At 34.4% G+C, this 22,141-nt stretch carries 12 protein-coding genes; 2 read left to right on the top strand and 10 right to left on the bottom strand.

What is annotated here, in order from left to right; all coding sequences use genetic code 11:
- Nucleotides 1-91: 91 nt before the first annotated feature.
- From ACFO3N_RS04175 to pyrR, 3 genes are all read right to left on the bottom strand, one after another.
- Entirely contained in the window at nt 92-424 is a 333-nt protein-coding gene (locus ACFO3N_RS04175) for a ribonuclease Z (protein ID WP_379795429.1), read from the bottom strand.
- Between the two features lie 272 nt (nt 425-696).
- Entirely contained in the window at nt 697-1,623 is a 927-nt protein-coding gene (locus ACFO3N_RS04170; protein WP_029273654.1) for an aspartate carbamoyltransferase catalytic subunit, read from the bottom strand.
- Nucleotides 1,624-1,774: 151 nt separating this feature from the next.
- Nucleotides 1,775-2,314 carry a bifunctional pyr operon transcriptional regulator/uracil phosphoribosyltransferase PyrR gene (pyrR, locus tag ACFO3N_RS04165; protein ID WP_008468864.1) on the bottom strand — a complete coding sequence of 180 codons (540 nt, stop codon included), beginning with the start codon at nt 2,312-2,314 and terminating at the stop codon, nt 1,775-1,777.
- 256 nt (nt 2,315-2,570) lie between these two features.
- Here pyrR and ACFO3N_RS04160 point away from each other — a divergent pair, with 256 nt between their 5' ends.
- Both ACFO3N_RS04160 and ACFO3N_RS04155 read left to right on the top strand, forming a co-directional pair.
- Nucleotides 2,571-4,292 (top strand): DUF262 domain-containing protein, encoded by a 1,722-nt coding sequence (locus tag ACFO3N_RS04160; protein ID WP_379795427.1) that lies wholly within the window; start codon nt 2,571-2,573, stop codon nt 4,290-4,292.
- A 147-nt stretch (nt 4,293-4,439) separates the two neighbouring features.
- Entirely contained in the window at nt 4,440-4,613 is a 174-nt protein-coding gene (locus tag ACFO3N_RS04155; protein WP_008468862.1) for a hypothetical protein, read from the top strand.
- A gap of 181 nt (nt 4,614-4,794) precedes the next feature.
- Here ACFO3N_RS04155 and ACFO3N_RS04150 read toward each other — a convergent pair whose 3' ends face one another.
- The 7 genes from ACFO3N_RS04150 to ACFO3N_RS04120 form a co-directional block, all read right to left on the bottom strand.
- A complete protein-coding gene (locus tag ACFO3N_RS04150; RefSeq protein WP_379795425.1) occupies nt 4,795-6,414 on the bottom strand; it encodes an ABC-F family ATP-binding cassette domain-containing protein in 1,620 nt (539 codons plus the stop codon).
- 378 nt (nt 6,415-6,792) lie between these two features.
- Complete coding sequence (locus ACFO3N_RS04145) at nt 6,793-7,593, bottom strand: TlpA family protein disulfide reductase (protein ID WP_379795423.1); 801 nt, start codon at nt 7,591-7,593, stop codon at nt 6,793-6,795.
- Nucleotides 7,594-7,978: 385 nt separating this feature from the next.
- Entirely contained in the window at nt 7,979-12,715 is a 4,737-nt protein-coding gene (chiA, locus tag ACFO3N_RS04140; RefSeq protein ID WP_379795421.1) for a T9SS-translocated chitinase ChiA, read from the bottom strand.
- Between the two features lie 469 nt (nt 12,716-13,184).
- Nucleotides 13,185-15,251: a beta-N-acetylhexosaminidase gene (locus ACFO3N_RS04135; protein WP_379795419.1), complete on the bottom strand. Its 2,067-nt coding sequence runs from the start codon at nt 15,249-15,251 to the stop codon at nt 13,185-13,187.
- Nucleotides 15,252-15,404: 153 nt separating this feature from the next.
- A complete protein-coding gene (nagB, locus tag ACFO3N_RS04130) occupies nt 15,405-17,342 on the bottom strand; it encodes a glucosamine-6-phosphate deaminase (RefSeq protein ID WP_379795417.1) in 1,938 nt (645 codons plus the stop codon).
- Nucleotides 17,343-17,447: 105 nt separating this feature from the next.
- Entirely contained in the window at nt 17,448-19,025 is a 1,578-nt protein-coding gene (locus tag ACFO3N_RS04125; protein ID WP_379795415.1) for a RagB/SusD family nutrient uptake outer membrane protein, read from the bottom strand.
- Between the two features lie 10 nt (nt 19,026-19,035).
- The gene (locus tag ACFO3N_RS04120) at nt 19,036-22,101 is read right to left on the bottom strand and encodes a SusC/RagA family TonB-linked outer membrane protein (protein WP_379795413.1); all 3,066 of its coding nucleotides are present in this window, start codon (nt 22,099-22,101) and stop codon (nt 19,036-19,038) included.
- Nucleotides 22,102-22,141 lie beyond the last annotated feature (40 nt).

The following is a 22,141-nucleotide window of genomic DNA, read 5'->3' as shown; positions in this document are numbered from 1 at the left end:
GATTTTAGATTTTAGAATGTAGATTTTAGATTGACAAAACATTTTAGATTTAGCATTCAAAAATCTAAAATCTAAAATCAGAAATCTAAAATTAAAACCCCAGGTCTCTTTCGATTTCTTCCATTTCGATAATATCATGCGCTTCCAAAAGTGAAGGAACCACCGCTAATTTATCTGAAATAGCGTTAAAATCAAGATCGATTGCAACTATAACAAAAGATTTTTTTGCTTTTTTATGAAGCTTAGAAAGTGGTAAAAAAGCTTTCAAGTCTTTTTCTGTAATTGCTGCATCAGCTGATAAATCGATTATAATATTTTGTTTTTCAAAGGTTTTAAACTGTTGCGTCACTTTTTCCAAGAAAGCGTTTACATCTCCTTGAGTATCTTTAATCGTAACGGTATGTCCTTTTTGATCTACTTTCATTTTTATAATTTGTGGGGGCTTGTATTTTATAATGCTAATTTAGTAAGTTTTTTTGTTGTTTCAAGTTTCAGGTTTAAAGTTTGAGGTTTCACGTTTCACGTTTGTCAGGCTGAGCGAAGTCGAAGCCCAAGTTCGCAAAGCACATTTCGTTTTTAAAAAACAATTCATTCAATGCAACACTCATTTCAAAACTGAAAACTGCGACTGCGACTGATCACTAAAAAACTTAAAACTGAACACTAAAAAACTGAACACTGACCACTAAAAAAAACCTACTGTATCTTAGAAGCCAGCAAATAAATAACCGCCATTCTAATCGCAACTCCATTCTCCACCTGATTCAAGATCACCGAATGATCAGAATCTGCCACTTCAGAAGTAATCTCTACTCCTCTATTAATTGGTCCTGGGTGCATGATTACGATTTCTTTTCCAAGTGAATCCAAAAGCGGTTTATCCACTCCGTATTGCTGGGCGTATTCGCGTGTCGATGGGAAAAAATTCACATCCATACGTTCGTTTTGTACACGAAGCATATTCGCAACGTCACACCATTCTAGCGCTTTACGCAAATTCGGTTCAACGGTAACACCAAGCGATTCAATATATCTCGGAATAAGCGTTTTTGGTCCGCAAACTTTTACTTCTGCGCCTTGCATCTGCAAAGCATATATGTTGGATAAGGCTACTCTCGAATGCAGAATATCGCCTACAATAACTACTTTTTTTCCAGCAACATCACCTAGTTTTTCTCTGATCGAATAACTATCCAATAAAGCTTGTGTTGGATGCTCGTGCGCTCCGTCTCCGGCGTTTACGATACTGGCTTTGACATTTTTAGATAAAAAATAAGCCGCTCCGGGATTAGAGTGGCGCATTACAACCATATCAACTTTCATCGAAAGGATATTATTTACAGTATCAATCAAGGTCTCTCCTTTTTTAACCGATGACTGAGCTGCAGAAAAACTGATTACATCAGCAGATAAACGTTTCTGCGCTAATTCGAAAGAGAGTTTGGTTCTTGTACTGTTTTCGAAGAAAATATTGGCAATGGTAATATCTCGTAATGAAGGAACTTTTTTAATCGGTCTATTAATGACTTCTTTAAAATGATCTGCCGTTTCAAAAATCAGGTTAATATCATTCTCATTGATATATTTTATTCCTAATAAATGATTTACGCTTAATTCTTTCATGTTTAATGTTTAACTGTTTATTTGTTTAATCGTTTAATCGTTTGCTTTGCGATTAAACAGTTAACCGATTTAACGGTTCAACTTTTTATATTTTTAATTGTCTAATCATTGAGTTTCTCCGATTAAACAATTAACCGGTTAACCGATTAAACTAATTTGTCACTAGGTGAACAACATCTTCACCATCATTTTCTTTCCAGCTTACAATTACTTTTTCACCATTAATAGCATCTACCTGACGACCTCTATAATCGGGTTGAATTGGTAAATGACGGCTGAAACGTCTATCAATTAAAACCAATAATTCAATTTCTGAAGGTCTTCCAAAAGATTGAATGGCAGTTAACGCCGAACGAATGCTTCTTCCTGTAAACAAAACGTCGTCAATAAAAATGACTTTTTTGTCTTCGACTATAAAATTGATTTGGGTTTTATTGGCTTCAAGCGGTTTATCAGTACGACGGAAATCATCTCTAAAAAAAGTGATGTCCAGATATCCTAAAGAAATTTCAGGAACCTTGTATTCGTTTTCTAATATTTGTTTTAAACGTTCAGCTAAAAAAACGCCTCTTGGCTGAATTCCAACTAAAATAGTTTCAGAGAAATCAAGATGTTTTTCGATTAACTGACAAGCCAAACGATGGAGTATGATAGTAACTTCTTTCGAATTAAGTAATACTTTTTGACTCATAAGCGATTGTAATGTTTGGTTGCGCAAATATACGGAATCTGATTTTATTTGTTGGGGTGTTGAGAGGGGAAATATTTAAGCATTTAAAGAATAACTCTTATTTTTGAAATCGAATAATAACTATAATAAAATTTTACTTCTTAAGTATATTTTAAATTTTAAAGTATATTTTAGCATGAAAAATTGTGTGATAAATTCTCACAAGATATCATTCAATTATAGTTACGCAATAACAACCATATTTTAAATCAATCATATGAATTTCACAAGACCCGAACTATTGTCGCTTTATGATTTGCTAACAAATAGATTATTTCAGATACCTGATTATCAAAGAACATATAGTTGGCGCAAAAAACAAAGAAGGGATTTATTTAATGATATAATTAAAATTAGAGAAAAAGACAAAGAACATTTCATGGCAACTTTAGTGTGCCTTTCTAAAAATAAAAGGCAAATTGGAGGAAGTAGATTCGATGTTCTAGACATAGTTGATGGTCAACAAAGAATTACATCTTTAATAATATTACTTAAATCTTTATGTTTTATGCTCGAAAGCGGAAATAAAGAAGAAAAGGATATTGCTGATGATTTAAAAAAACTTTTGGTAAAAGAAAAAGATGAAACAATAATTTTATTACAAACTAATCACGACACATCAAATGTATTTTCTGAATACCTAAGAAACAATTCGAAACCTAGCATTTCAGATCTTAGCATTGAAGCTGAAAGAAACTTAAGTGATGCATTCTCCGAAAGTGAAATATTTGTAAAGTCTTGGGGAGAAAAATGGGGATTATCTTCTCTTTATCAAATAATTATGGATAAACTAAAATTTATCCTCCATATAATTGAAGACGAAGGAATTGTTTACACAGTATTTGAAGTTCTAAATAGTAGGGGTTTAGATGTAGATTGGTTAGACAAATGCAAAAGCTTACTTTTAGGAATTGTCTACGAAGTCACTGAAGACAAATCAACTATTAATTCCACAATGATTGAACTCCATACAATATGGAGCAATATTTATAGGACAATAGGTCTTAATGAAATTCATGGTGACGAAATTATACGTTTCGCAGCAACTTTACTAAATCAAAATAATTTATCAAAATCACTAAGCGCACAGGAATCACTCGATTTTATTCGAACATATTGTGGAGATAAACCTCGCAAAGTAGTTTATGTTTCTAATTGGTTATTAAAAGTATCAAAAGAGCTTTTAATAATTAGACAAAATCCTTTTTTAGATGCTGTCACTAAAATATCTCACGTTAGATTACTAAAACTAGCAATTGAATTACGTGAAGATTTTTCTGAAGATGAAAAGAAAGAACTTAGAATAATATGGGAGAAAGTTTCATTTAGAATATTTGGAATTGCTGGAAAAGATAGCAGATCAAAAGTTGGCGAATATGTAAAATTATCTCAAAACATATTTAGAAAACAACAAATTATTAATGAGCAAAAAATTGCTTTTCCTAAAGATGATATAAAAAGAGCTATCAAAAATCTAGGTTCAGAATTTGAAATTTCAGAAATCATTCGTGAGATCAAAGACAAAGATTTGTATGAAGCAAATAATTGGAAGGATGAGTTAAGATATTTTTTCTATAAATACGAAACTTATTTGAATGCTAAAAAAGGTTATAATTTTCCAGAAATTGTTTGGATACACATATGGAAAAGCAGTTTAAATCAAACCATTGAGCACATTTACCCACAAAGCCCTAGTTCTAATTGGCAAAAATTGCCTCCTAATAACATCCATAGATTGGGTAATTTAACTATTGTAACTCCCGAAATTAATAGTGAAGCATATAATAAATCATTTATAAATAAAAAAGTTGCATACAGAAAAGAAAATCGCCTTTTATCTCTACAAAAAATTGTAGAAGAATATGATGAATGGGACATTAAAAATATTGAAAGGAGAGAAGAAGAATTGATTAATTGGGCTATCGCAGAATGGGGATAAAAGATTACAACAAATTATAATCTAATTTAAACTCATTAAAAACACATTTAATACGATCCAAATCCTAAAACATTTCCAAAAAATTCTATAACACATTTTGCCTATTCCTGAAGTAATTTTAAGTATCAATTTAAAACATCAGAAGTCATGCAAAATAAAATACTAAGATTGTTAATGGTATTCGTAATACTGTTTTCATTTACAAGCTGTGAAGTTATTGGAGACATTTTTAAAGCCGGAATGGGATTCGGGATTTTTATCGTAATTTTTATTATTGCGATTATTATCTGGATTTTCGCTAAAATGTTCGGCAGTAAATAGTAGAAAAATAAACAAATAAAAAATCCCAAATTCCAAATTAAACTTGGAGTTTGGGATTTTTTTATGGGTATAGAACTTTGTCAAAGTTTTAAACTTTGACAAAGTTGTAAAGTCAAAGATTGTAAATTGGAATTTGGAATTTCAATAATTGGAACTTACAATTTATTGGAATTTCAAAAAATTAAAGATTGTACATCTTCTTTCTTTGTTCCTGAATTTTTTCATCATCAAGATATTCGTCAAATGTCATGTAACGATCGATAACTCCGTTTGGCGTCAATTCTACGATTCTGTTACCAACAGTTTGCGCGAACTCGTGGTCATGCGTTGTGAAGATTACAGAACCTTTAAAGTTTTTCAATGAGTTGTTGAAAGCCGTAATAGACTCCAAATCTAAGTGGTTTGTTGGTTCGTCAAGCATTAAAACGTTTGCACGCTCCATCATCATTCTAGACAACATACAACGTACTTTTTCTCCTCCAGATAAAACTCTAGACGTTTTTAAAGCTTCTTCTCCAGAGAAAATCATTTTCCCTAAGAAACCTCTAATAAATACCTCATCACGCTCTTCTTCTGTTTTAGCGTACTGACGTAACCAGTCAACTAAAGTCAAATCGTTTTCGAAGTACTTGTGGTTTTCAGCTGGTAAATACGCTTGGTTGGTTGTAATTCCCCAATCGAAGTTTCCAGCATCTGCTTTTTGTTCGTTGTTTAAGATTTCGTAGAAAGCAGTTGTAGCACGTGAATCTTTAGAGAAAAGAACGATTTTATCGCCTTTTGCCATATTCAGGTTAATGTCTTTGAATAAAACTTCTCCGTCTACAGAAGCTGCTAAACCTTCTACATTCAAAATCTGATCTCCAGCTTCACGATCCTGATCGAAGATAATCGCAGGATAACGACGGCTTGAAGGTTTAATTTCTGAAATATTTAATTTCGAAATCATTTTTTTACGAGAAGTTGCTTGTTTCGATTTCGCCACGTTTGCACTAAAACGACGAATAAATTCTTCCAACTCTTGTTTCTTCTCTTCTGCTTTTTTGTTTTGCTGCGCACGCTGTTTTGCCGCTAATTGGCTAGACTCGTACCAGAACGTATAGTTTCCTGAGTAGTGATTGATTTTTCCGAAATCAATATCAGAAATATGTGTACAAACCGCATCTAAAAAGTGACGGTCGTGAGACACCACAATTACAGTATTTTCGTAGTTTGCCAAGAAGTTTTCTAACCAAGCGATTGTCTCGAAATCCAAATCGTTGGTAGGCTCATCCATAATTAGCAAGTCAGGATTTCCAAAAAGTGCCTGTGCCAAAAGCACACGTACTTTCATCTTTCCTTCCATATCGGCCATTAAAGTATAATGATCTGCTTCTGTGATTCCTAAGTTAGATAACATTGCAGCAGCATCAGAATCGGCATTCCATCCGTTCATTTCTTCAAACTGAACTTGTAACTCCCCTATTCTGTCTGCATTAGCATCATTATAATCTAAATAAAGTTCATCCATTTCTTTTTTAACAGCGTACAGAACTTTATTTCCCATTAAAACGGTTTCCAAAACAGTATGCTCATCGAACATGTTATGGTTCTGGTTTAAAACCGACATACGTTTTCCTGGTTCTAAATGAATGTGCCCAGAAGTTGGGTCCATATCGCCTGAAATAATTTTTAGAAATGTAGATTTTCCAGCACCATTGGCTCCAATAACGCCGTAAATATTTCCGTGAGTGAATGTGGTATTTACTTCGTCAAACAAAATTCGTTTGCCAAATTGAACTGATAAATTATTGACTGTTAACATGAATGTCTTTTTAATTAATTTGGTGCAAAAGTACGGAAAAAGGTTCAGAGTTGCAAAGGTGCAAAGGGACTAAGTTTTTTATGCTGGTGATGAGAGGTTCTCGCAGAGTCGCTAAGGCGCAGAGTTTTGTTTCACCAAATTGATTACTACGTAATCTTGTCATTTCGAGGAACGAGAAATCTTTGCGAGTAGCTCCGCAACAAAAAAACAATCTTTGTATAGTTTCTTGTGGAAATTTCTCGTTCCTCGAAATGACAAAAAATGAGGTTACTTTGTCGATTAACTAGTGCGATTTCTCCTTTCAGTCGAAATGACAAAAATGAGGTTACTTTGCCATAAAACTTTGCGACTTCGCGACTTTGCGAGATTAATTAAAACTTACAATTTACTTTCCTTCGCCAAAGCCACTTCAAGACTTTCAAAATTAGGAAGCACTTTAGCAATCATTCCTTCTTTGTTTATTATAAAATGTGTTGGGAAAGAATTCAATTGCAACGATTCATTCATATATTCTTTCATATCAGGAATTACAGAATAGGAAAGAGGTTTTATAGCTAAAAATGTTTTTAATTGTTCTGCTGAATCTTCGGCTAAACTCATAAAAACAATATCGTTTCGATCTTTGTATTCTGAAACTAATTTATTTACCTGAGGAAATTCTCTAATGCAAGGCGTGCAGTGAATGTACCAGCATTTGATCACAATGATTTTTCCTTTCATGGATTCGTTGCTAACCAGATTTCCGTCTAAATCTTTAAATGAAAATTTTGGAAAAGCGGTTCCTTCCATTTTGTAGTTTTTATAAGCATCAAAACCAATTTGATTGATGGTCGCTTTTATGCTTGAATCTGTTTTTGGTTGAATTTTAAATAGCTTATAAACATACATATTTGCTTCTGATTTCAATCGAACTGGAATGAAATTTCCATTTGCCAGCTGATCTAAAAAAGCTTCTTTTGAGATTTCTTTTGAAGATGAATCAAGTGCAGTGAAATCTCTCGAAAGCATAATTCCTTTATTATAAACCGACCATTGCTCGTAGGTTTTCTGAATTTGTAAGGGATCAACTTCTGGATTTCCGAATTTATTTTGAGCTGTACTTATTGTGAAAATAAAGAGTAGTGCAATTAAGCTAGTGAATTTCTGCATGGATTCTGAAACAATTGTATTTGATCTCAAAAATAGTGAAAGTTTTTTAACCGCAATCTCGATAGCTATCGGGAGCGAAGGTATACGCAAAGTTCGCAAAGGGTTTCTCGCAGATTTAGCAGATTTTTTATTAATCTATCTAAAAAATTAAGTAAAAAAATCCGTTTTAATCTGCGTCTTTACGAAGTAAATCCGCCTCATCCGTGTACTATATTGAGTTATTAGTCCATTTATGGAAAGTCATAAAAAAACCTGGCAGTAAAACTACCAGGTTCATAATGCGCATCTTTAGGCAAAAACCAAATAACAAATTACCTAAAGTCGCATTTTTTAGAAATAAAATAGATTAAAACATAAATAACCAAACTCAATTTTAACCGTCCCGTTTTTTATTTCTAAATTTTCAATTCTTTTTTTAGTTTAAAAAGTTCATTACTTTCAATGACTTTTTATGTCCAGCTTTATCTGTTACGATCACGACAAAAATTTGTCTACTAGCAAAACTTGGACTATGAAGCAATACTTCTTTGTTGTTTTGAATATTTCTAGAACTTGTAACAGTTTGTCCTATCGTATTGAATACATCAACCTGAGCAATGTCTTCTGTTTCATTAGATACTGATAAGGTATTGTTTCTAAAATAGGCAACAGTCGTATTGCTTTCTGCTGAAATATCTTCAAGAACTAATGTTTTTGCTGTGGCTTGCGATGCAAAATAAGCTGCGTACGCTTTAGACAATTCAGATGAATTACCGCAAGAAGAAGCATCCCAGTTTACAGACCAAGTCATTAAACCTCTTAAAGAAGGATATGGTCCGCCTGGCTGCATAGTGTATGTTCTTCCTGAGAAATTCGTTCCGTTTCTTAAATAATCCATAGCATTAATTCCTTCTGTCGGAGTCAAATAACCGCTACCTGCTGCACTCGGACAAGCTGGTAATGCAATAAGAACTTTTGAAGCTGGCAATCCATCAAAATGCATTCCTGTTGAAGCAATGTTATACCCTTTTATGATCATATCCGTTAAGGCTGTAACCATGTTTGCTTTTTTAGCCGTGCCATAATATTGACCATCTAATCCGTTTTCTCCTCCTGTATTATACAATTGTACCGCTAGCAAATCTAACTCGTTGCGTAAGTTTTGAATAATTGGCAAGAACGAACCAAAAGTATCTGTATAAGTAGTATATCCTCCTTGTACATATTGTGTTTCTGGCGCCGCAGTCAATAAAAATCCAGGGCCATAGTAGGCTTTTAATTCTTTGAAAGCATCAACTACGTTTTTCAATCTTGGATAAGCAGAAATACCCGCATACGAAATATCTCTTAAACCTCCTGCGCTAAAATTCATCGATCCGCCTTCAAAATCAATATCAACTCCATCAAATTGATACTCGTCGATGATTGCTTTTAGACCATTAACAAAAATATTTTTCTGAGTTACATTGTCTAAAACAACATGACCATTTTGACCTCCAATAGAAACAATAACAGGAACACCGCTATCTCTTAAGGCTTTTATATCGTTTTTCAACAACTGTTTATTGAAAACACCATTAGTCAAATATCTCGCATCGTTTGTTGTTAGTATTGGTGTGTAACCATCGCGATTAACCGTTTCTACGAAAGAATAATCAACTACATTAAATTTACTTCCCACCATTTGAGAAAAATATAAAAATGGAGCAGCAGTATTTTCCCAAGAATGTGCGTATCCTAAAATAATTTTAGATGGAAGCGGAATAAATCTATTACCACTTATCGTAGCAATTTTAATAGTATTGTTTAATGTAGTTACCGCAGCTTTATTATCGGTTGCTTTAATTACAATTGGATAATCCTGATATGCAGTTGGTGTAAAATTATATGTATACCTATTATTTGTTCCTGCTGTCATATTAAATGTGCCTCCATTTATTGTAATGGTAACACCAGAAACTGTTCCGTCACTATCAACCGCTGTAACTGAAATTGGCACAGCTTGGAAAGAACTTTGGTATACAGTAGTATTTGATGGTGAATTCCAAGTGATTACAGGTAATGAATTTGGACAATTTGCACCTGAACAATTTAATGTAAAAGTATATGTTTTTGAATCTGTTGTTCCGTTTGATGCGGTAGCTGTAACAGTTAAGGTATGAGAAACTCCAAACTGATTTGCTACTGGTGTCCAAACCGCTGTATAAGTTCCTGAAGAATTGGTCGCGCTTATGCTTTGTCCGTCTAAACTAAATACAACAGATGAAATTGTAGTGGCATCTGTAGCACTTAATCCAACACTGGCAACAAAGTTAATTGCCGAACCTAAATTTATAGCAATTGCCGAAGCTGTTGGTGCTGTAATAGCAACCACTGGCTTAGTTACAACCGTTGTTTGTGTATTAAAATTATAAACTGTTGGCGTTGTAGGAACAGCAAAGTTTGCCAGATTATTTGGGTAATAAGCTACTTCTCCGTTTTGCCACGAATTTAATTTCAAGCTTAAAATTTGCGTATAACCTGCTACAACTGAATCATCAAAAGCGTAATTTCCTGATGCATCTGTTGTCGCTAGAACACTTTTCCAGTTGTGTGTATTGTCTGTCCAAGGCACCACCAATTCCACTTTTGCATTCGCTACAGGCGTTGAACCGTTTTTCACCGTTCCGCTGATTAAGTTTGTAGCTGCCGCTAATGCTACTCTAGCCGTTGAACTTGTATTAAAGTTGTACGTTGTTGGACTTGCAGGAACTGCAAAATTGGCTAGATTATTTGGATAATAATTAACTTCTCCGTTTGACCAAGTATTTAGTTTTAAACTTGTAATAGTTGTATAACCGTCTATAACTGAATTATCAAAACTGTATTTCCCTTGTGCATCTGTGGTTGCCAGAACACTTTTCCACGGATGTGCATTATCTGTCCAAGGTAAAACCAATTCTACTTTCGCTCCTGAAACTGGAGTTGTTCCGTTTTTAACTGTTCCGCTAATTTTACTTGAAGTCGTTGCAACATCTTGAGCAAAGTTTAATGTTTTATTGGCATTCAAATTAGAATAAACTGTCGACGCCGGTGTAAATGTCTGTCCTGTTAAAGCTGCAGTTACAGTATAATTTCCGCCCGAAGCTAAAGTCAATGAATATGCCCCACTTGAATTAGTTGTTGCCGTAACATTTCCTGCTGTAGAAGCCGCCGTAACGGCTACGCCAGAAACTGCAGTACTTCCGTTAAGAACTGTTCCGCTTACGGTGTACGTTACAACCGCTGCGCCTTGAGTGAAATTCAACGTCTTGTTGGCATCAATTGCATTGTAAACTGTTGAAGCTGGTGTATAAGAAAATCCAGATTTTGAAGCTGTAACCGTGAAGTTTAAACCTGCTGTTAAACCTGCAACGCTGTAAGCCCCACTTGCATTTGAAACTGCTGTCAAAGTTGTGCTTCCAGAAACTGCTGAAACGGTTACACCAGAAACTGGACCACTTCCGTCTACAATTGTTCCGCTTACAGTATAAGTTGGCTGTGTTCCGTTAATTACAACTGCCGTCTGATTCACTGTTACATTATTTAGCGATACTGGAACAAAGGTATAACTCGCTTTTAATGCTGTAAGCGAATAGTTTTGTCCTGAAGTTAAATTATTGAATGCAAAGTTTCCTGTTTGAGAAACTACTGTCTGGATAACGGCATTAGATGCATTACGTAATTCAACAGTAACATTGGTAACCAAAGTCGATCCGTTTTTTACAGAACCAGAAATACTTACTGTTCCTGGAACAACGCTACCGAAAGAAACATCCACTTGGTTTAATAATGAATTCGGAATTGCACCTCTGGTATCTTGAGATAATTCCCAAATCATACCTCCTGCTAAGTTTTTCGATTTTATATACTGCACTTTTAAGTCCATTGACTGTTTATCTTCATAAGAAATAAACTCTTTTCTAGTAGCATTATATAAATAAGGAACTTTAGTCGTATTATCAAAATAACGAACCCATCCTGCCGAAGCCGCAGATGCCGTAACCATCATCGTGTTTGGATCTAAATAAGCATGCGAATTGGTAACTGGATTTCCAACTAAATCACAGATTTCGATACTTCCAGATTTTTCACAAGCTCCCGAACCATCCCATGTTCCGGTTGGGTTTTGCGGATTTGTACATCCAGGAACTACATATCTTGGTGCTGCAACAAATAATCCGTTTGTTGAATTTGCAGCAACATTATCGAATTTTTTTCCGTAAAAAGGCAATCCCATGATTAATTTATTGGCAGGAAAACCAATTACGTTTAGATATTGATTGGTTAATTCGTCTAATGATTCTGATTGCGTTGCGCCATACAACGGATCGTTTGGATTTCCACTTGCATATAAAGGAGCATTATAGCATGTTTTATCATACCAGTTTCCTCCAAAATCATATCCGAAGTAAGTAATATAATCACAGTAAGTCGAAATATCTTCGCTCATGCCATACTGCGCTCTGTTATTTGGTCCTAAATACTGTTTAGCAACGTTTCTAACATTGTTTCCTGCAGCAATGGTAACCAATTTATTTGGCATTGCCTGACGCATTGCTTTCAATAAAAGCACTAAGTTTTTATTGTCGTCAGGACTGTATTTTTGCGGAGGAACAGGCGCGCCATTTACTATTTCTGTACCGTCAGTCCCGCCCGAAAGAGGATATTCCCAATCGATATCAAAACCGTCAATAAAAGGATACGTAGTAATAAAGTTTGCCATATCTGCTGCTAAAGCTGCTCTTGCTACAGGACTTGCAGCAATTGGAGAAAGATCTTGTCCTTTTGTCCAGCCTCCAACAGAAATTAGAATTTTTAAATGCGGATACTTTTCTTTTAATTTCATTAAATCATAAAAGTTTCCTTTTACTGGCGCATCCCACGGAATGCCGCCTTCCATATGCTCATAATCAGCATAAGTGTCTAAACATTTTAACTTGGTATTCTCTGGATGGGCAGGATCATAAGTTGTGCCATAAAAAGAATAATTTAAATGCGTTATTTTACTTCCATCAATTTTAGGAACATTAAAATCCCTAGCATAGATAGACCATTGCGCATAATACCCCACTACTTTTTTTCCGTGAGCTGGTTGAGCCAACGCTAGTAAGGGAAACAATAACAAAAAGAGCAATCTGTAATAATGTTTCATAGTTAATAAATATTAGTTAATAGAAAATAAATAATTGGGCCACAGAAGCTTTTAAAATCTTCTGGGTTTCGCTCAACTGCAGATTGGAACCCCGCGGTCGATTGGAAATAAACTCAAATTACATTCTATAGATAAATATTACTATTACTGATTCATTCATAATCATTAGTAAATAGCAGTGATTGATATTTATTTATAATTCTAAAAATTAATCTTAAATACAAATGATAAATTTGGGACTAATCATCAATCTATACTCTCGTTTTTTGTCATGTTTTGTGGTATTCTAATTCTTCTATTTGGTTTTAAAGGTTAATACTAGTCTCATGGCTTATATTTTTATTATTGAATTAAGTTAAGTGCTGTTTACTTCTGAAATCTTGGCTATAACTATCTCTACCGAGGAACTCCGGCAGAGATAATTAAAAGCCTGATTAATGTAACTCTAAAACACTAACTCAACCAAAATTTATATTAGTTTCTTTAAACTCTCATAAACTGACAATTCTACGTCAGCATGATCTTTTGTATTGCATTGCTCTATTAGACTTTTTAAATCTGGTGGTTTTAAAGTCGATTTATTATCTAATACAAGCAATAATTCTTGCGATGCATCACTTAATTTTTTTGACAAAGGCAAAATTGGCTGCACTAATGGCGCATTGGCACTTAGCGCTGTTAAGTCTTTATTTACAGTAATCCATTTATTAAAAAATGCCGTTACTTTTGCTTTATTATCAGCCGATTTATTTGCTAAATATTGATTTACTGCAGCATCAAACGCAAGTGCATCTTTTGCATCTGGTCCGCATGCATCTGCAAACAAGGTAAACGGAGAATACATCTGGTACTCTGTTCCTCCTTTGTTACGCGTATATCCTTTTAAAGGCTCACTAACTTTAGAAAATTCTTCAAGCGACTGAATGTTTTGATTGTTGGCAATATTTCTTAAAATAACATCTTTGTTGCGAATGTGCGTAATGCCTAGCTCTTCTAATCTGAAAGAGATCTGTTCTAAACGTTTGCGCATATTTTCTACATCCACTACATCTTCTGCAGACCACAATCTTTCAGCAATAGCAGCTGTTCTTGGCCAAACTCTAGAATCTATGGTTGTTGGTGTAGCCAATTCTGTCCACATTGTAGCTTCTCCACCCAAGATTCTTGCTTTTTCGTCGCTAGTTAAATTAGCTCCTTTTGGCATCGGATCATTTAAATAATGGCTTGCTATTGGATACATTAGATCGATATAATAGCCATTTGAAAGAACGGTTTTGTATCCTTTTTTAACTGCATCTACTAAAGATTGTCCTGCTGGCATTCCTTCATTTGGACCTCTCCAAGAATGTACAATAGCTTCTTTAGATAAATCTTTTGTCAAGATTTCTTCCCAACCCATTAATTGCTTTCCGTGTTTCTTTAACATCGGTGCCAATTGCATTGTAAAATAAGTTTGCAATTCGTGGTTGGTTTTTAAATTATGCTTCTTTTTGAATTCTTGAATCTTCGGATTTGCATCCCAATCTTTTCCTTCGTTTTCATCTCCTCCAATGTGGAAATAAGCGCCAGGAAATAATGGACAAACCTCATCAAAAACTTCACTTAATAATTGATATGTTTTAGGATTTGAAGGATCTAATGTTGGCGAAAAAATACCCGCATTTCTTTCAATTCCATAGGTAGCAATTGCTGTACCTTGAATATTTTTTTCGGATGTTCCTCCTGTCAGCGTGATTACTTTACTGCCAATTTCTGGATAAGCCGTTAAAATTGCAGATCCGTGACCTGGAACATCTATTTCTGGAACAATTAAAATACCGCGCTCATCGGCATATTTTACGATATTTTTAATTTCCTCTTGTGTATAATACATTCCATCCGAAGCTAATTGAGTAAACTTTGGATGTTTTTTCATTTCGATTCTCCAACCTTGATCATCAACCAAATGCCAGTGAAAAACATTCATTTTCACAGCTGCCAATGCATCAATATTTCTTTTAATTACGTCAATTGGCTGAAAATGTCTTGAAACATCAATCATTAAACCTCTCCATGTAAATCTTGGGAAATCTGAAATTTTTGAAACTGGAAAATAAAAAGATTTTGAGTTGTTTTGAAGCATCTGCAACAATGTCTCCAAACCATGTAAAGCTCCTAAATCGCTTGAAGCGTTTATTGTTATTTTATTAGAAGTAATATCTAAATGATAACTTTCGTCTTCGTACAAACCAATTTTACCGCTTTTAGTGCAATTGATCTGCAATTCTGCATTTGGAACTTCATTTAGTTTTTCAATAAAACCTTGTTCGAAAAATATACCTGTTCTACCATCTAAGCGGCGCAAAAAACGAGTTACTCCTCCAAATATTCTAGCGTTTGGATTTCCTGTAATGTTTACTTTAAAATTTTTAGTTAAATTAAAATTACCTTCATTAATAACAACATTCTGAGGCCAAGGCATAAGATTTAGCTGCTCCTTCTGGACTTGAGCACCTGCTGTTAAACCTGCAAATAATAGTACAAATAGATATTTCATTTTTCTTTTTTTTGGTTGGATAGTTTTTTATAAGTATCCTAAATTTATAAAAAAAACAAAACTCAGAATGATTTCAGCTTTTACCTCACTTTGCTATGAGATCAATCTGAATTTTGCTATTTGATTCATTCTAAAATGAATCGGAAAAAATTTTTAGTAATCAAAACGTTTAAAAGCTTCGATCGCTTCATATTCAGCCAAACCTAATTCATCATATAAAATGGCTGTATTTTTATTTCGATCTTCTGCCCTAACCCAAAATTCACGAGAGTCGTTACCTTGAAACATCACCCTGTCTTTTTGAGACTGATGGTGTAAAATAGCATGACGTTTCAACAAAACCTCTGATGGGCTTAATGGAACTGCCATATCTATTTCGTGAATATCCCACTCGTGCCAAGCTCCTCTATAAAGCCATAACCAGCAGTCATCCATGTACGGTTCTGGCTTAAGTTCTTTTAAAGCTGCAAAAATGGCATTTAAACAAACCTCATGTGTTCCGTGCGGATCTGCAAGATCTCCAGCAGCAAAAACTTGATGCGGTTTTATTTTTGCAATAATATTTTTTACAATAGCAATATCTTCTGGCCCTAACGGATTCTTTTTAACTTGCCCCGTTTCATAAAAAGGAAGATCTAAAAAGTGTGTATTCTCATCTTTCAGTCCAATATATCTTGTTGCTCCGTAAGATTCTCTTCTTCTAATCAATCCTTTTAATTTTCGTACTTCCAAAGAATCGATCTGAATTTCAGATTTGTTATTTAGAAATTCGATTACTGATTTGAAATTGATATCTGATTTTTCATTTCCGATAAAATCGCTGGCAACTTCTGCAAATTTTAATGCTTCATCATCTGAAACCGCAATATTTCCAGAGGTCTGGTACACCACGTGAACATCGTGTCCTTGTTTGATTAATTTCGAAAACGTTCCTCCCATAGAAATTACATCATCGTCTGGGTGAGGACTAAAAAGAATAATTCTCTTTTTTGCCGGATTTGCCCTTTCTGGACGAAATGAATCATCTGTGTTTGGTTTTCCTCCTGGCCATCCGGTAATCGTGTGCTGCAAAATATTGAACATATTAATATTCATATCATAAGCAGAACCTTCTTGAGCCAAAAGATCAGACATTCCGTTATTGTTATAATCGCGGTCTGTCAATTTCAGAATAGATTGTTTTGTTTTTTGACACAGCCAAACAATCGCTTTACTTTTTAATTCAGGAGTCCAAAGACATTCTCCAACTAACCAAGGCGTTTTGAAACGGGTTAACTCTGAAGCTGCCGACTGATCTAAAACAAAAGTTGCGTTTGGATGATTCTGTAAAAATGTTGCTGGAATTTCTGAACTGATATCGCCTTGAACTGTTCTTTTTATAATGTCTGCTTTATTTTGCCCCCAAGCCATCAAAACAATACGTTTTGACCTCATGATGGTAGAAACCCCCATTGTTATGGCACGTTTCGGCACATTATCGATACCATTAAAAGCAGATGAAGCATCGACTCTAGTGATGTGATCTAAGGTAATAATTCTTGTTCCTGAATTGATATGCGAACCTGGCTCGTTAAATCCAACGTGTCCCGTTCTACCAATTCCAAGCAATTGAAAATCAAGTCCACCTGCATTTTTAATATTCATCTCGTAATCGATACAATATTGATTGATTTCCTCAATTGCTACTGTACCGTCAGGAATATTAATATTTTCAGATTTGATATCAATGTGATTAAAAAGATGCTCATGCATGAAATAATGATAGCTCTGATTGTTCTCCTTAGTCATTGGATAATATTCGTCCAAATTAAAGGTGATTACATTGCTAAAACTAAGTCCTTCTTCTCTGTGCATTCTCACTAGTTCCTCATAAACTTTAATAGGAGAAGAACCTGTTGCCAGACCTAAAACACAAGATTTATTTTTCTCCTGTTTAGATCTAATTAGCTGCGCAATTTCCTGTGCTACAATTACAGAAGCATCAATCGAGCCTTTAAAGATTTCAATATGAATTTTCTCAAATCGAGTTTCTTCAAATTTTCCCGCGCTTTTGTAACTAATATCAGGTTTTATTTCTAAAGCACTTTTCATTTCTTTTCTTTTTTGTAGTAATTACCATTTTGGTTTTAAGAATGGTATAGATCGCTTTCGCCATCTATACCATACTACTAACCAAACTTAATATTCTCGTTTTTTTTAGAAATTTGGAGCGTTAACATCCCACCAAGTTCTTGTTCCACCATTGTCAGGACCGTTAAGTTTTGCAATACCTGTTTTAAGACCTTCTGGGTTTCCGTCTTTTTCAGTAGAAACAAAGTTGATTCTTCTTACACCATATTCAGTTGTAATTGCACCAGCACTTTGGTTGTTAAGAATTGGTAATAATTTAGGATAACCCGTTCTACGGTGTTCAGCCCAAGCTTCCATACCGTCAGGGAAATTAGCAATCCATTTTTGAGTAATGATTTTTTGTAATTTTACTTCATTGCTTGCTGCATCATCCCAAGCAACAGTTACTTTATTCACCGCTAAACCACTATTGAATGGAGCAACTGGATCTACATAATCTTTAGCTGTTTTTACATTATTTGCAATATAATCAGCAGCACCACCTACAGAAAGCTGTTCAAAAGAAGCTGTAATACCTGCTTTGTATAATGTTGCAGCGTCACCGCCCATATTCCAGCCTCTTAAAGCTCCTTCTGCTCTTAAGAAGTAAATCTCAGCTGCATTTAACCAAACAACTTGTTTGTCTTCATCTATTATCTTACCAAAATTCGAAAAATTAATGTGTTTTGACTTATCACCAAGAATACCACCTGTACGGATTCCTTTATATTCTCCCGGAAACTCTTCTGAAGTTTTAAAATAAACACTTATTCTAGGATCATTGTAGCCTCCCATGATAGACTCCATATCTGCAGACATACGGCTATCATTATATTCGTAAGCAGCAACTCTAAGTGGGTGTTGCGAAACATCTTTATTCACAATAAAGCTGTCTGCGTTTACTGTCATTACACCAAATTTTTGGTTAACTGCTTTTTCAGCTTCCGCTTTAGCTAATGCTGGATTTGCTTTTACAATACGCATTGCTAATCTTAAACGTAAAGAGTTTGCATATCTAACCCATTTTGTATAATCTCCTTTATAAGTCGAACGATCGATTTTTGTAAAAGAACTTACTTCTCCTGCATCAATTCTTTTTGTTAATTCCGCAACAGCAAAATCTAAATCTTTAAACATTAAGCCATAAGCTTCTTCTTGAGAATCATAACCAATTGCTGCATCTGTAGTACCTAATTTAGAATAAACTATTGGTCCCCATGAATCTGCTGCTTTATGTAAAGTTTGTACTTTTACTATTGTTGCTAAAGCATAAAACTCATCATATTTTCCTTTAGATGCAGCTTCAACTTTTAAGTAATTTGCCATTACTTGCGTGTAAATAGCTTCCCAACCCCAAAGGTTCCAGTTATCAGCAAGCGCATAAGAAAGATTATTATTACCGTCAAAACCTGGTGCTGTAGTATATCCACCCCAAGTGTTACCCGATAAATCAATAGCCACTTGATATTTCCAACCTGGTACATTTACCATCACGTTGTCAAACATCGTAGTGAAAGGTCCTTTAATATGATTAAAGTCTTGCGTTAGTTCCTCTTGAGTAAAACCATCAGGATTGCTATTAATCTCGTCAAAATTATCTGTACAACCAACTAAGGCCAAAAGACCAAGACAGATTAGTGATTTTTTTATATTATTTGTTTTCATGATGTTTTAATTAGAAAGTTACATTTAAATTAAGACCAATACTTCTTGTTGATGGTAAACCATAAATATCAACTCCTTGTAAGCCCTGACCTGTACTTAAAGCAATGTTTGGATCGAATGGTGCATCTTTATAAAAGAAGAATAAGTTTCTTGCGATTAATGATAAAGTTGCTGTATTAACAAATGGAATTGCTTTTTTATTGAAGGTATATCCAAGCGAAACCTCTCTTAAACTTACATTTGTTGCATCATATACATACTCAGCAGTAGCACCGTTAAGACCACCTACAGCTTCATAGTATTTTTGAGCATCTATTTTAGTCACTTTGGTACCATCAGGCATAACTGCATTTACAGCAACACCACCAGCATTTCTAGCATCTGCAGATCTTTTTGATACGCCATAAAAATCATTCATACCTTCAGTAATACTCATTACATCTCCTCCAAAACGACCATCGATCAAGAAGTTAGCTGTAAAAGAACCAAATTTGAATGTGTTTGACCAGCCTAACATAAAATCAGGGTTTGCATTACCAACTTCATGGAAATCAGCTTCAACTGCTAAATTTCCTTTATCATCTAAAACAATTTCTCCATTATCATTTCTTACAATACCTTTTCCTTCAATCACACCAAATGGTCTTCCTTCTGTTAAAGAGTATCTGTAGTTAATATTATTTACAGGAGTTAATGGAATTTTACCTCCTAATTCTTCTGGAATTTCTTTTACTTTATTTTTATTGTGAGAATAATTTACCATAGTTTCCCATGAAAATTTTTGTCCTTCAATAATTTTACCGCTAACAACAATTTCAAGTCCTTTATTTTCTATACTACCAGCATTTATTCCGTAGAAAGTATAACCGTAAGGGTTTGTTGCCGGAGCCGGAACTTGAATGTATTGATTTTTAGTTTCTGAGTTGTAGTAAGAAATTTCAAAACCTAATCTATTGTTGAACATTCTCCATTCAGTACCAAATTCAAATTCTGATTTCAATTCAGGTTTCAATCCTTCACCTGGTCTTGGGCCTACTACAGGAGGAATAATATTACCACCTTGAATAGTCGATTTTGGAGAAGTCACAAAAGCAGAAACGTCATTACCCACTTGAGCATAAGTTCCTCTCACTTTTCCGAAGTTAATCCATTCTGGCATTGTTGCCATTTCACTAATAAGAGCAGTAACCCCTACAGATGGATAAAAATAAGATGAAGTATCAGTATTTACTAAAGTAGAAGACCAATCATTACGTCCTGTAACATCTAAGTACAACATGTTTTTATAACCAAAAGTTGCAGAAGCAAAAATTGATTGAACCTCTCTTGAAGAACCTGTAGCCTGAAGGCTTAAGTTATCTAAACCACTTGCACTTGCAAAATTCCCCAAAGTAAACAAGTTAGCATTTACAAGCCCGCCAACAATACCAGAATCTAAAGTAGTCTGTTGATTTGCTAATGTATTATTGATACTTGCTCCTACGATAGCATTAAAGCTAAAATCTTCGTTGAAATTAGTATTAATTTTAGCAATCAAATCTCCATAACGCTGTGTGCTTAAATTAGCAACGTTTATATATCTACCGTTTATATTAGATAAAGAAGTATTGGTTGTAGCATAAATCTTTTTATCATAATCATTTTCAACTCTATTATAGCTATATCTTGCAGCAATGCTTAACCAATTGTTTGCTTTGTATTCTAAAGCTAAATTTCCGTTGAAGAAATTATCTTTATCAACAGATTTATTTCTGTTGATTAACCAATAAGGATTCTGAACATAAATATCAGCATTTGGTGCGCTGTAAAAGTTTTGGCCATATAGGTTTCTAGAAGGAATAAATGTTTCGAAATTATCTTTGTAATAATTAAAGTCATTTCCTCTTTGGAACAAATAAACTCCCGTTAATGGGTTTGAGTAAAGTCCGTTTACAGGTCTGTTATTAATTGTTTGCGATGTATATTTTGCATCAGCAGAAACAGTTAATTTATTGTTGAAAAATTTACCTGTCTGACGGATTCCAAAATTGTTTTTCTTTAAGCCATTACCTTCAATAACTCCTGAAGCTGTAGTATTAGCATAAGATATACTTGTTGAAGAAATATCAGATCCCGTTGTAAAAGCAGCAGAAGTAATTTGAGTAACTCCTGTGTTAAAGAAGTCTTTTACAAAATCATTCGACTGTACTTTTCCTCCCCAAGATTTTTGTGCATCCGCTGTTCCATATTCATACTGAAATTCTGGTAATGAATGAACAGATTCAAAAGTAGTAACAGAAGAAACAGCTAAATTTCCTGTATTTTCTTTAACTTTTTTAGAAGACAATAAAATAACCCCATTTGCTCCTTGAGATCCGTATAATACAGAAGCTGCTGCACCTTTAAGTACAGTCATTCCTTCGTAGTCGTCTGGATTAATCAAAGAAATAACATCTCCTCCGTCACGGTTACCTCCAGCAGTGCTACCAAATGAATCATTTGACGCATTTGTATTACCTTGCTGATTTGAAGTACCATTATACATAGGAATACCATCAATAACATAAAGTGGCTGGCTGTTCATGATAGAAGAGTTACCACGAATTACAACTTTTGTAGATCCTCCAGTACCTCCAGAACTTTTTGTTACAGCAACACCCGCAATTTTACCTGCAATTGTATTAATAACGTTGGCATCTTTTACACGAGTCAACTCTTCTCCTTTAAGCTCTTGAGCTGCATAAGTCAAAGATTTTCTTGTTTTCTTAACACCTAAAGAAGTTACTACAACCTCATTTAATGCATTTGAAGCTCCTTGAACCATCTTCACATTAATTGTAGCAGCATCTCCTACAACTATCGTTTGAGTCTCTAGTCCTACGTAAGTAAAAACTAAACTTTGACCTTTTTGAACTTCAATAGTGTACAATCCGTCAAAATCGGTAGTAGTTCCTTTTTGACCTCCTTGTACAGCAACAGAAGCACCAGGTAATGGCATACCATCAGAATCTGTAATCACACCCTTGACATTTTTTACTTGTGCAAGCGAAACTTGCGCCGTAAAAACAATCATAAAGATTAAGAAAATTTTTTTCATGTTTATTTTATTTTGTTAGTTATGATGTAAAATTATTCTT

The sequence above is a fragment of the Flavobacterium chungangensis genome, from assembly GCF_042654045.1.
GTDB classification, from domain to species: domain Bacteria; phylum Bacteroidota; class Bacteroidia; order Flavobacteriales; family Flavobacteriaceae; genus Flavobacterium; species Flavobacterium chungangensis.
Note: the sequence above shows the minus strand (reverse complement) of the source record. Positions and strands in the feature narration are given on the sequence as shown.